14 protein-coding genes and 1 tRNA gene are annotated in these 10,991 nt (G+C 62.1%); 9 read left to right on the top strand and 6 right to left on the bottom strand.

The window, feature by feature from the left end:
- Positions 1–5 precede the first annotated feature (5 nt).
- From ACIQUS_RS23740 to ACIQUS_RS23750, 3 genes are all read right to left on the bottom strand, one after another.
- Positions 6–920 carry a c-type cytochrome gene (locus tag ACIQUS_RS23740; RefSeq protein WP_403052376.1) on the bottom strand — a complete coding sequence of 305 codons (915 nt, stop codon included), beginning with the start codon at positions 918–920 and terminating at the stop codon, positions 6–8.
- Positions 917–1,567: a c-type cytochrome gene (locus tag ACIQUS_RS23745; protein ID WP_403052379.1), complete on the bottom strand. Its 651-nt coding sequence runs from the start codon at positions 1,565–1,567 to the stop codon at positions 917–919. Before ACIQUS_RS23745 ends, ACIQUS_RS23740 begins: the two co-directional genes overlap by 4 nt.
- Positions 1,568–1,709: 142 nt before the next feature.
- Complete coding sequence (locus ACIQUS_RS23750; RefSeq protein ID WP_403052382.1) at positions 1,710–2,063, bottom strand: hypothetical protein; 354 nt, start codon at positions 2,061–2,063, stop codon at positions 1,710–1,712.
- A 161-nt stretch (positions 2,064–2,224) separates the two neighbouring features.
- Here ACIQUS_RS23750 and ACIQUS_RS23755 point away from each other — a divergent pair, with 161 nt between their 5' ends.
- From ACIQUS_RS23755 to csrA, 7 genes are all read left to right on the top strand, one after another.
- The gene (locus tag ACIQUS_RS23755) at positions 2,225–2,527 is read left to right on the top strand and encodes a DUF1883 domain-containing protein (RefSeq protein ID WP_285864216.1); all 303 of its coding nucleotides are present in this window, start codon (positions 2,225–2,227) and stop codon (positions 2,525–2,527) included.
- 4 nt (positions 2,528–2,531) lie between these two features.
- On the top strand, positions 2,532–2,702 hold the full coding sequence (locus ACIQUS_RS23760) for a hypothetical protein (protein ID WP_403052385.1): 171 nt from the start codon (positions 2,532–2,534) through the stop codon (positions 2,700–2,702).
- Positions 2,703–2,726: 24 nt separating this feature from the next.
- The gene (locus ACIQUS_RS23765; protein ID WP_403052388.1) at positions 2,727–3,806 is read left to right on the top strand and encodes an NAD(P)H-dependent flavin oxidoreductase; all 1,080 of its coding nucleotides are present in this window, start codon (positions 2,727–2,729) and stop codon (positions 3,804–3,806) included.
- An 80-nt stretch (positions 3,807–3,886) separates the two neighbouring features.
- Positions 3,887–4,645 carry a molybdate ABC transporter substrate-binding protein gene (gene modA, locus ACIQUS_RS23770; protein WP_403052392.1) on the top strand — a complete coding sequence of 253 codons (759 nt, stop codon included), beginning with the start codon at positions 3,887–3,889 and terminating at the stop codon, positions 4,643–4,645.
- Positions 4,645–5,325, top strand: coding sequence for a molybdate ABC transporter permease subunit (modB, locus tag ACIQUS_RS23775; protein ID WP_285864212.1), 681 nt, complete (start codon positions 4,645–4,647; stop codon positions 5,323–5,325). Before modA ends, modB begins: the two co-directional genes overlap by 1 nt.
- 3 nt (positions 5,326–5,328) lie before the next feature.
- Positions 5,329–6,417 carry a molybdenum ABC transporter ATP-binding protein gene (modC, locus tag ACIQUS_RS23780; RefSeq protein WP_403052396.1) on the top strand — a complete coding sequence of 363 codons (1,089 nt, stop codon included), beginning with the start codon at positions 5,329–5,331 and terminating at the stop codon, positions 6,415–6,417.
- Positions 6,418–6,770: 353 nt separating this feature from the next.
- Positions 6,771–6,971 carry a carbon storage regulator CsrA gene (gene csrA / locus ACIQUS_RS23785; RefSeq protein ID WP_279843489.1) on the top strand — a complete coding sequence of 67 codons (201 nt, stop codon included), beginning with the start codon at positions 6,771–6,773 and terminating at the stop codon, positions 6,969–6,971.
- 74 nt (positions 6,972–7,045) lie between these two features.
- Here csrA and ACIQUS_RS23790 read toward each other — a convergent pair whose 3' ends face one another.
- From ACIQUS_RS23790 to ACIQUS_RS23800, 3 genes are read right to left on the bottom strand one after another with little or no spacing between them, the layout of a single operon-like run.
- On the bottom strand, positions 7,046–7,417 hold the full coding sequence (locus ACIQUS_RS23790) for a response regulator (protein ID WP_403052400.1): 372 nt from the start codon (positions 7,415–7,417) through the stop codon (positions 7,046–7,048).
- Positions 7,418–7,436: 19 nt separating this feature from the next.
- Positions 7,437–8,882, bottom strand: coding sequence for an ATPase domain-containing protein (locus tag ACIQUS_RS23795; protein ID WP_403052415.1), 1,446 nt, complete (start codon positions 8,880–8,882; stop codon positions 7,437–7,439).
- 13 nt (positions 8,883–8,895) lie between these two features.
- Complete coding sequence (locus ACIQUS_RS23800; RefSeq protein WP_403052403.1) at positions 8,896–10,050, bottom strand: nitrogen regulation protein NR(II); 1,155 nt, start codon at positions 10,048–10,050, stop codon at positions 8,896–8,898.
- A gap of 179 nt (positions 10,051–10,229) precedes the next feature.
- Between ACIQUS_RS23800 and ACIQUS_RS23805 the strand changes: the two genes are divergently transcribed.
- Positions 10,230–10,314, top strand: a tRNA-Leu gene (locus tag ACIQUS_RS23805).
- A 126-nt stretch (positions 10,315–10,440) separates the two neighbouring features.
- Positions 10,441–10,857 (top strand): DoxX family protein, encoded by a 417-nt coding sequence (locus ACIQUS_RS23810; protein WP_403052406.1) that lies wholly within the window; start codon positions 10,441–10,443, stop codon positions 10,855–10,857.
- The last annotated feature ends 134 nt before the right edge of the window (positions 10,858–10,991 follow it).

Raw genomic sequence — 10,991 nt, forward strand, 5'->3', positions numbered from 1 at the left:
TGGCGCTATTTGCCGGCCCCCTTCCCGATCAGCACGCCATCGAGCGTCTGCCCGTAGAGATTGATCCCGTCGTTGACGTGGTACTTGAGGCGGGTTTTCTCGACCGAGCCGTCCACCAGGCGCGGGTCCTGGGGCCGCTCATGGCGGTTGATGAACGCGGCGACATCCCAGGCCTGCTGGTCGCTCAGGCTGCCGGGCTTGCCCAGGGGCATGTTGTACTTGATAAAGGAGGCGGCGGTGTTGATCCGGTGCATCCCGGCCCCCCAGTTGTACGACTCCTTGCCCCAGAGTGGCGGCATCACATAGTCCTGGGCCACTTTCTGGCCCTGGCCTTCGGCGCCATGACAGATCGCACATTGCTGCTGGTAGACCTGCTCGCCCCGCTTGAAGTCATAGCCTTGCGCTGGCTGCGACACCTCGGGATAGCCCCGCCCCGGCGCTTCCACACCAATGGGCGCCTTGCTCGCCAGCCAGTAGGCATAGACCGACAGCGCCGTCATCTGCGGGCTGTCGGCGGCCGGTGGCGTGCCGTTCATGCTGAACTGGAAGCAGCCCTGGATACGTTCGGCAAAGGTGTTGACCTTGTCATTTTTCTTGCGATACGCCGGGTACATGGGGTACGCCCCCCAGAGCGGCGCTGAATTGCCCAGGCGGCCCTGGTCCAGGTGGCAGTTGCTGCAGTTCAGGCCGTTGCCGACCTTGTCCGGCATCAGGCGACGGGTGTCAACGAACAGCGCGTGCCCCTCGCGAACCATCTTGCCAAACGCATTGTCCGGCAGTTCGCTTTCAGCCGGCGGAACGAAGGTCGGCGCGCTGCCCGCAGCCGACACCTGCAGTTGCGACTGGTCGTCCATGGCAATGGGGGCGGCCTGGGCGCTGCCCAGGGCCAGGGACAAGGCTGCGAAGGTCATCAGGTTCATGGTTTGCCTCCCTGGCTGGCGGGGCTGGCAAAGTAGTTGGCCACCGCTTTGATCTCCTCATCGCTCATGGCCTTGGCCACGCCCGCCATCAGTTGGTTCGGATCATTGTGGCGACTGCCGTCGCGCCAGGCATTGAGCTGCGCCACCAGATAGGCGGCAGGCTGATGGGCCAGCGGCGGAAAGTGGTTGCCCACCCCGGCGCCCCCCGGGCCGTGGCATTGCACACACCCTGGCAGCTGGCGGCTCCAGTCGCCGTACAGGGCCAGTTTTTCGGTGGCATCGGTCGCCATCTGTTGCCGTCGGGTATCGGCCACAGGGTCTGCGGGCATGGCCGCCAACGTGGCAGTGACCGCCTGGACCTCCTCATCGCTGAGGGCCTTGGCCAGGGGTTCCATGATCGGGTTCTTGCGACTGCCGTCACGGAAATCGTGCAATTGCTTGCTCAGGTAGGCGGCCGGCAACCCGGCCAGGCGCGGAAAACCGGCGGCGGCCATGCCCTTGCCGTCGGCACCATGGCACCCCAGGCACGCCATGGCGGCGGGGTTCTGCCCACCCTGGCTGAAGATTTTCTGGCCATCTGCGGCGTGAACTGCACCTGCTGAACATAACAGCAGGCTACTGATCAGGATGCGATCCAGCGGGATCATCACGGACTCCATTCTCTTGTTATAAGCTTAAACTTATTGTTTATAAGCCTATGGATAGTAGGACTTACCAGTCCTCAGCTACAACAACGAAAATGGCAATTTGCCGGCTGAAACGATCAGCCCGGCTGCCGGGCCGACGGCCTCAGCCGGATATGCAGTGCGTAGCCGCCGTCTTCACGTCACCCAGGCGCAGCGGGAAGTTGTTCAAGCGCTCGTACAACTTGATGCTGCTGCCGCTACCCCGCTCATTGATGTCCACCACAGCGGCAGGCCCGTCACCGACCTTTTGTGGTACCACCAGGCGCACGCCGCCGTCATGAAAGGGTTCGACCGCCAGCGGGCCACGGGTTTCAGCCAGTTGCTGCTGCACGCAATCGGCATATTCCTTGGGCTTCTTGCCGGAAATGACGCTCATGGTTTCCGGCGTACTCTCCAGTTCCGACACACTGGCACACCCGCCCAGCGTGAGTGCCAACGCTGCTACAACCCACTTCATCAAGCTACACCTCCACCACGGAAAAAGACTCTGACCGCGTCCGGGCCATTTTGCTCCCTGGATTGGCAGTTTTATCGCGGATCGGCCACGAAGGGCGACAGTGCAACCATCGATCATGGTATCGTTTTGGTTTGCCCGAAAGATCCATTGCGGAGAGCAACATGAAATTCGTACACCAGCGCGAACACCTCAACGAAGACGATATCGTCGTCATCGAGTGTTCCCAGCGCTGCAACATCCGCCTGATGAACGACGCCAACTTCCGCAGCTTCAAGAACGGCGGCCGTCATACCTACCACGGCGGTGCGTTCGACCGTTTTCCAGCGAAGATCACCGTACCCAGCACCGGGTTCTGGAACATCACCATCGACACCGTCGGCCCCAGGGCGCTGTCGGCCGTGACCAAGCCGACCTTCACCCACAAGATCAAGATCATCCGCCGTTCGTCGTCGAAACTGAGATAAGCCCATGGACCAGACCACCAAGTACGTCATCAAGTACAAGCTCGACGGCGAACGCCGTTTCGACTTCGCCCAGCTCACCAGCAATTCGCCGGAGCAGGTCCAGGCCGCCCTGGAAAAACTGCACGGCGAAGATGCCCGCAAGATCACCGACATCAAGGTGAGCAAGGCCCTGTAATCACCCCGCACAAGGAAACCAGGCATGAGCCAATGGCCGGATACCCGTCTTCTTGATCTGTTCGGCATCGAGGTGCCGATCCTGCAGGCGCCCATGGCCGGTGCTACCGGTTCGGCCATGGCCATCGAGGTCAGCAACGCCGGCGGCCTGGGCTCCCTGCCTTGTGCAACCCTGAGCCTCGAACAGATCCGCGCCGAGCTGCAGGCCTTCAGGCAAGCCAGCAACGGCCCGCTGAATGTCAATTTCTTCTGCCATACCCCGCCACAACCCGATCCGGGCCGGGCTGCAGCCTGGAAGCAGGCGCTCAAGCCCTATTATGAAGAACTGGGCGCCGACTTCGAGGCGCCCACGCCCGTATCCAACCGTGCACCGTTCGATGACGCCAGTTGCCAGCTGGTCGAAGCGTTCAAGCCCGAGGTGGTCAGTTTTCACTTCGGCCTGCCCGAGGCCAGCCTGCTGGCGCGGGTCAAGGCCACCGGCGCCAAGGTGATCTCCAGCGCCACCACGGTCGAAGAGGCCCTGTGGCTGGAGCGTAACGGCTGCGACGCGATCATCGCCATGGGCTATGAAGCCGGCGGCCATCGCGGCATGTTCCTCAGCACCGACCTCAATAGCCAGGTCGGCACCTTCGCGCTGGTTCCGCAAATTGTCGATGCCGTGAAGGTGCCGGTGATTGCCGCCGGCGGCATCGGTGACCATCGCGGTATCGTCGCCGCCCTGGCCCTGGGCGCCTCGGCGGTGCAGCTGGGTACCGCCTACCTGTTCTGCCCGCAGGCCAAGGTGTCGGCCTTTCATCGCCAGGCCCTGAACAGTGCCCGGGAAAGCGATACGGCACTGACCAACTTGTTTACCGGTCGTCCGGCCCGCGGCATCACTACGCGGATCATGGATGAACTGGGCCCCATGAGCGAACTGGCGCCCCACTTCCCCCTGGCCGGCGGCGCACTGATGCCCCTGCGGGCGATCAGTGAACCGTGCGGTAACAGCGACTTCAGTAATCTCTGGGCCGGACAGGCGCTACGCCTGGGGCGGGGTCAGTCACTGTCGGCCTTTGAGCTGACGCGCAAACTGGCGGCCGACACCCTCGCCCAGCTCAAGCGCTGAAGCAGTACTTCCCGTCTGTCGGGCTATCGCTATATAGTTGTGTATATAACGATAACCCTCAGTCCCTGGAGCCGTGTTTCATGAGTACGTGCGCACCCCGTTTCGCCCTGGCCGCCCTGGCCACTTTCATGACGTTCAACAGTGCCTGGGCCGATGAGGTCCAGGTGGCGGTCGCGGCCAACTTCACCGCGCCGATCCAGGCCATCGCCAAGGATTTCGAGAAAGACACCGGGCACAAGCTGGTTGCCGCCTATGGCGCCACCGGGCAGTTCTACGCGCAGATCAAGAACGGCGCACCGTTCGACGTCTTCCTCGCCGCCGACGACAGCACCCCGGCCAAGCTGGAAAGCGAAGGTGACAGCGTCAAGGGCTCGCGCTTCACCTACGCCATCGGCACCCTGGCCCTGTGGTCGGCCAAGCAGGGCTATGTCGATGACAAAGGCGAAGTCCTCAAGCAGAACGCATTCAAACACCTCTCCATTGCCAACCCCAAGGCTGCACCCTATGGCCTGGCTGCCACCCAGGTACTGGACAAGCTCAAGCTGACCGAAGCCACCCAGGCCAAGATCGTCGAGGGCCAGAACATCACCCAGGCCTATCAGTTCGTCTCCACCGGCAATGCCGAGCTGGGCTTCGTCGCCCTGTCGCAGATCTACAAGGACGGCAAGGTCAGCCAGGGTTCGGCCTGGATCGTCCCGGCCAGCCTGCATGAGCCGATCAAGCAGGATGCGCTGATCCTCAACAAGGGCAAGGACAACCCGGCGGCCAAGGCGCTGGTCGACTACCTCAAGGGGCCGAAGGCCGCTGCGGTGATCAAGTCCTACGGTTACGAAATCTGATGCCACTGGATGCCAGCGACCTGGGCGCCATCTGGCTGACCTTCAAACTGGCCAGCCTGACCACTCTGATTCTGTTGCTGGTCGGCACCCCCATCGCCTGGTGGCTGGCGCGCACGCGCTCCTGGCTACGCGGGCCGGTGGGCGCGGTGGTGGCGCTGCCACTGGTGCTGCCGCCAACGGTCATCGGTTTCTACCTGTTGCTGGCCCTGGGGCCCAATGGCTGGATCGGCCAGACCACCGAGGCGCTGGGGCTGGGCACTGTGGTGTTCAGTTTCAGCGGTCTGGTGATCGGCTCGGTGATCTACTCCATGCCCTTTGTGGTGCAGCCGCTGCAGAACGCCTTCAGCGCCATTGGCGAGCGTCCGCTGGAAGTGGCGGCAACCCTGCGCGCCACGCCCTGGGACAGTTTCGTCCATGTCGTGCTGCCACTGGCCCGCCCCGGGTTTATCACCGCCAGCATCCTCGGTTTCGCCCACACCGTGGGTGAGTTCGGCGTGGTGCTGATGATCGGCGGCAATATTCCCGACAAGACCCGGGTGGTCTCGGTACAGATCTTCGACCATGTCGAGGCCATGGAATACCTGCAGGCGCACTGGCTGGCCGGAGCGATGCTGGTGTTCTCCTTCCTCGTGCTGCTGGCGCTGTACTCCAGCCGCAGCGGCAAGTCGGCCTGGAGTTGAGTCATGAATAGAATGATCCATGCCCGACTCAAGGTCGCCCGTGATGATTTCGAGCTGGACGTCGACTTGCAGTTACCCGGGCGCGGCATCAGTGCCCTGTTCGGCCACTCCGGTTCCGGCAAGACCACCTGCCTGCGTTGCCTGGCCGGGCTGGAGCGCGCCCCCGAGGCCTATATCGAAGTCAACGGGCAGATCTGGCAGGACTCGCGGCGCGGGCACTTCCTGGCGCCGCACTTGCGCCCGATCGGCTATGTGTTCCAGGAGCCCAGCCTGTTCCCACACCTCTCGGTACACGGCAACCTCACCTTCGGCTGGCGGCGTATCGCCCCACAGGCACGCAAGGTCAGCCTGGACCAGGCCTGTGCGCTGCTGGGCATCGAACACTTGCTCGAGCGCAAGCCCGCCACCCTCTCCGGCGGTGAAGCACAAAGGGTGGGTATCGCCCGCGCCCTGCTCAGCAGTCCGCAACTGTTGTTGATGGACGAGCCCCTGGCAGCCCTCGACGGCCCGCGCAAGCGCGAGATCCTGCCTTATCTGGAGCGCCTGCACGACGAACTGGAGATCCCGCTGGTCTACGTCAGCCATGCCCAGGATGAAGTGGCCCGGCTGGCCGACCACCTGGTGCTGCTGGAACAGGGCAAGGTCCAGGTCAGCGGTCCGATCGCCGCCACCCTCGCCCGCCTCGACCTGCCCCTGGCCCAGGGCGTTGATGCCGGGGTGATCATCGAGGGCCGGGTCAGCAGTTACGCGCCGGACTATCAGTTGCTCGGCCTGCAGTTGCCGGGCAGCGACCTCGAACTGCGCCTGGCCCACGAACCGCTGGCCCTGGGCACCACCTTGCGGCTCAAGGTGCAGGCCCGGGATGTCAGCCTGAGCCTGGCCCAGGACGCCCATTCAAGTATCCTCAACCGCTTGCCGGTGCGGGTCAGCGGTCACCGCCCGGCCGACAACAGCGCCCACGTGCTGGTCAGCCTCGATGCCGACGGCAGTGTGCTACTGGCCCGGATCACCCGCTACTCCGCCGACCAACTGGGCCTGCACAGCGGCCAGCAACTGGTGGCGCAGATCAAGTCGGTGGCCTTGCTGGGTTGAGCTCGCCAGCCCTGGGGCAACGACGCAAACGTTAAACCTGTCGTTGTTCCCCACCTGCCTGCAGACCCTTTGAAAGGGATCCAAAAGCTCCCAATTCTGCTGATATGCAGAGAAATTTCCCATATTCGTTCAACCCCCCTATGCTTGCGTTTGTTGGCAGCATTCGCTGCTGTGCAGCGCTCAATTGCCCCCACGGGCACCTGCGACTAAAGACTCTCAACAGAATCTGTGTTCGGGGGAATTAATATCCCGCGAAAGCGTCTTTAATGAAGGAAAAGAGGGATGCGCACTGCGCGTTCCTGGCTGCTGCGGACAAGGCCTGCAGGGCAACTTACAATACCAAGGAGAAATACATGCTGATACTCACCCGCAAGGTTGGCGAAAGCATCGTCATCAACGATGACATCAAAGTCACCATTCTGGGCGTTAAAGGTATGCAAGTGAGGATCGGCATCGACGCACCCAAAGATGTCCAGGTGCACCGCGAAGAGATTTTCAAACGCATCCAGGCCGGCAGCCCGGCTCCGGAAAAAGGAGATGAGCATCACGAGTGACACCCGTTGATTGCAAGCCGCACGGATGCGCTTGACCCTGAGCACCCCGGCCCCGCTGGCCGGCCGCACTGTCGTCAAGGCAACTCGGGGGCGCCGACCAGTTCCTTGACCTTGGCAATCAGTTGCTCGATGTCGAAGGGCTTGTCGAACACCGCGACGAACAGGTCCGGATTGTCCCGCCCCTTATGAGCCTGGGCGCCGCTCATAAGAATCAACGGCAGGCTCTGCAATTGCAGTTCCTCGCGAATCCTGCGCGCCAGTTCTTCCCCGTTGAGCTGCGGCATCATGTAGTCGGTGATCACCAACTCCACTCGTTTTTCCTTGAGAAAATCCAGCGCCCTCTGCCCGTTGCTGGCCGTTTCCACCACGAAGCCTACGTCTTGCAGGGCATAACTCAGGATATCGGCGATCAGGTACTCGTCGTCGACCACCAGAATCGTGCTCATGGCCATGACGCCTGCAGGTTCACGCGCCCGGCACCGGCGCCGCAGTACCGGACAGCACCGCCGTGGCCTGGGTAAAGGCTTTCTTCAGGTCGATTCCCTGGCCGCTGATGATCAGTTCCAGCAACGCCGGGTCGTAGTGACTGTCGCGCACCTTGAGGATCGACAGCATGCGTTTGAGCTCCGACTCCAGCTCGACAAAGCGCATCAGCAGCAGGTTATCGACGATGCTCGACAGGTCGGGGGCCGGGGCATTGATCTCCGAACCGAAGATATCGCGCATCTCCCAGGTCGCCAGCACGGTGACGTCACGGGCGCGAAGCTCACCGGTCAGGGCGCGGAAAAACTCGTTCAGCCGCGCCGGGTTGGTCGCCAGTCGGGCAAAAGCCCCCAGGCTGTCGATCAGGACCCGGCGAATACCGTGCAGCTGCACCTGCTGCAACAGTCGCGCCCCCACCTCATCGAGCAACCCTTCGGTGGTCGGCTGCCAGGCAATATGCAGCGCCCCACCCTGCTCCATGGCCGCAAAGTCATGGCCCAGGGCAGCAGCCTTGAGGCGCAGGCGCGGGGGCGTTTCGTAGAAGCCGAAGCACAGGCCCGGCTCATCGGCGGTGGCGCAAGCCAGGAAACTCATCCCCAGGGATGTCTTGCCAATGCCCGAGGGCCCGATCGCCAGGGTCATTGATGAGCCGGGCAAGCCACCGCCCAGTAGTTCGTCGAGGGCGCGCACACCGCTACCGACCCGTGTCAGCTCGGCGCTACCCCAATGGCTGGGGCGGCTGTAGAGCGACTCCAGGCGTGGATAGACCACCAGCCCATCGTCGCTGATTTCATATTCATGCAAGCCTGACAAGGCATCGCTGCCTCGGGTCTTGCGCAGCTGGATGCGGCGCACCGAGCGACTGCCCATCTGCTCTTCGCCCAACTCGATCACGCCATCGACCATGGTGTGCTCGGGACTGCCGTCATCCAGCCGCGAACTGGTGAGGAACAGCACTGTGCAACCGGCAAATGCCGCATGCCCCTGCAATTCGGCAATGAACTTCTTGGTGTCGAGCGATGTTTCGGCCCGCGAACGGGCGGTGAGCAAGCCGTCGACGATCAACAGCGATGCATGGTGCCGGTTGATCTCCCCCCGCAACAACTTGACCACCTGATCCAGCCCCTCGCGTTCCAGCGTATCGAATGCGCTGAGGAACTGGATCTGGTCACCGACCAGCTGCTTGTCGAAGAAACTCAAGGTCGAAAGGTACTGGAACAAGCGCTCGTGGGATTCGCTCAACATCGTGGCGACCAGCACCCGCCCCCCCTGACCGACATGATGGAAGGCCAGCTGGTTGGCCAGGATGGTCTTGCCCGACCCCGGACGCCCCTGGACGATGTAGGAGGCACCGACAATCAGCCCTCCCTTGAGCAGGGCGTCCAGGCCGCTGATACCGCTGGCAAGACGTTTGAGCTGTTCCACAATGGCGTGTACCTGTTCAATGGGTCGAATCAGGAGCCGGCGCGAAGGCCGGCAGGTACAGGGTCATGCAGGTGCCTTGGCCAACCGTGCTGGACACACGCACGGCGCCATTACTCTGCCTGGCAAAACCATAGACCTGGCTCAACCCCAGTCCGGTTCCCTTGCCGAAGGCCTTGGTCGTGAAAAAAGGCTCGAAGATCCGTGGCAGCACCTTGGCGTCGATGCCATGGCCATTGTCACTGACCTCCAGGCGCACGAAGTCGCCATGCAGGTCATCGATCTCACCATCGAGCCGGCAGTTGCTGGCCTGCAGGCAGATCACACCCACTTCGCCAACGGCATCGCGGGCGTTGAAGATCAAGTTGAGCAAGACCATCTGCAACTGCCCGCCATCGACCTCGACATCCTGCAGGCTTTCATCGAACCGGATCTGCAACTCGACCGCTCTGGGCAATGCCTGCCCGATCAACAGGCGAATCGAATCGATCAGTGTCGGCAACTGAATGCGGCCGAACTTCAGTGCCTTTTGCCGTGCAAAACTGAGTAACTGCTGAGTCATCTGGGTGCCACGCTCACCGGCATCCAGCACATGTTCGAGCAAACGCCGGACGCGTTGCGGATCATGACTGTTGAGCGCCAATCGCGCCGATCCGATGATGATCGTCAGCAGGTTGTTGAAGTCATGGGCCATGCCGCCGGTCAACTGGCCAAGGGCTTCGAGCTTCTGCGCCTGGAACAGTTGCGCGCGCATGGCGTCGAGTTGCTGGGCGGCTTCACGGCGGTCGGTGATGTCGCGGGTGACTTTCGCCAGGCCAATGACCTCACCATCCGGTGCACGGATCACATCCAGCGCCGCCAGGGCCCAGAAGCGTGTACCGTCCTTACGCACGCGCCAGCCTTCATCCTGGGCAACGCCGGTGCTCAAGGCCCGTTCGAGCAGCCAGGCCGGCTTGCCTTCGGCGCAATCTTCATCGGTGAAGAACAGCGAGAAATGCTTGCCGATGACTTCTTCGGCGCGCCAGCCCTTGATCCGTTGTGCGCCGGCATTCCAGGACACCACATAGCCGTCGGGATCGAGCATGTAGATGGCATAGTCCACCACGGCCTGCACCAGTTGCTCATAGCGACTGTCTTGCAGGGCATGCACAGATGAACGCTCGGTAGAACCCATGGTAGCTCCACGCAAATCGCAGTCGTAATCAAGAATAGACAGCATACGCTGCTTGCGACGCCCGGGAGGACGAAAGCGGCCAGTCACGTGACGGCACGCGGTTGACTCAAATATAACGATGAGTTATAAAGATCGCTTGATTGCGAGGCCCTGGATACAACGGCCAGAGCCGATCAAGTGCGAGTGTGGTGGAATTGGTATACACAGCAGACTTAAAATCTGCCGGCGTGAGCCTTGCGGGTTCGAGTCCCGCCACTCGCACCATCTTCTGTGAAAAGGCGCCTTTATGGCGCCTTTTTGCTACCTGACATTTTTACCAGTCCCCCCTGGCGCGCAAAGGCCATCACCTACTGCTAAGGTGAAACTGCCCCACAACAGAGGAAGGCAGCCATGCGCTATACCCTGTTCGACAACCAGCGCGATGTGATCATCCTGCTGGCGCGCATTCTCTTGATGATCCTGTTCGTCATGTCTGGCTGGAGCAAGATGACCGGCTTCGACGGCACCGTGAACTACCTGACCTCACTGGGCGCCCCCATGCCCATGGTGGCTGCCGCGGTTGCCGTGGTCATGGAGTTCTTCGTTGCCATCCTGCTGATCCTGGGTTTCTACACCCGGCCACTGGCGTTTCTGTTTGCCTTGTTCGTGATCGGCACGGCGATCATCGGTCATCCGTTCTGGGGTATGGAGGATCCGGCGGCTCGCGCGGCCAACAGCACACAGTTTTTCAAGAACCTGAGCATTTGCGGAGGGTTGCTGTTGCTGTCGGTTACGGGTGCGGGGCGGTTTTCGGTGGATGGGCGCTGAATCCTTAACCTGGCGAGGGCGGCTTTTGGGGGCCGGTGCTGCGAGCTGATCCATTTGATGCAGTGACGCTGCTGGCCCCTTCCGCCCTTACGGCGGGCCACTTTGTCATGGCAAAGTGGCGCAAACCGTGCGTC

Source organism: Pseudomonas sp. NPDC090755 (genome assembly GCF_044769005.1).
GTDB lineage: Bacteria > Pseudomonadota > Gammaproteobacteria > Pseudomonadales > Pseudomonadaceae > Aquipseudomonas.

Coding starts and splice junctions, on each gene's coding strand:
- modA (WP_403052392.1), top strand. CDS start 3,887: ATGAGTACGTGCGCACCCCGTTTCGCCCTGGCCGCCCTGGCCACTTTC.
- ACIQUS_RS23800 (WP_403052403.1), bottom strand. CDS start 10,050: ATGGGTTCTACCGAGCGTTCATCTGTGCATGCCCTGCAAGACAGTCGC.
- ACIQUS_RS23765 (WP_403052388.1), top strand. CDS start 2,727: ATGAGCCAATGGCCGGATACCCGTCTTCTTGATCTGTTCGGCATCGAG.
- ACIQUS_RS23740 (WP_403052376.1), bottom strand. CDS start 920: ATGAACCTGATGACCTTCGCAGCCTTGTCCCTGGCCCTGGGCAGCGCC.
- ACIQUS_RS23755 (WP_285864216.1), top strand. CDS start 2,225: ATGAAATTCGTACACCAGCGCGAACACCTCAACGAAGACGATATCGTC.
- modC (WP_403052396.1), top strand. CDS start 5,329: ATGAATAGAATGATCCATGCCCGACTCAAGGTCGCCCGTGATGATTTC.
- ACIQUS_RS23745 (WP_403052379.1), bottom strand. CDS start 1,567: ATGATCCCGCTGGATCGCATCCTGATCAGTAGCCTGCTGTTATGTTCA.
- modB (WP_285864212.1), top strand. CDS start 4,645: ATGCCACTGGATGCCAGCGACCTGGGCGCCATCTGGCTGACCTTCAAA.
- ACIQUS_RS23750 (WP_403052382.1), bottom strand. CDS start 2,063: ATGAAGTGGGTTGTAGCAGCGTTGGCACTCACGCTGGGCGGGTGTGCC.
- csrA (WP_279843489.1), top strand. CDS start 6,771: ATGCTGATACTCACCCGCAAGGTTGGCGAAAGCATCGTCATCAACGAT.
- ACIQUS_RS23790 (WP_403052400.1), bottom strand. CDS start 7,417: ATGAGCACGATTCTGGTGGTCGACGACGAGTACCTGATCGCCGATATC.
- ACIQUS_RS23810 (WP_403052406.1), top strand. CDS start 10,441: ATGCGCTATACCCTGTTCGACAACCAGCGCGATGTGATCATCCTGCTG.
- ACIQUS_RS23760 (WP_403052385.1), top strand. CDS start 2,532: ATGGACCAGACCACCAAGTACGTCATCAAGTACAAGCTCGACGGCGAA.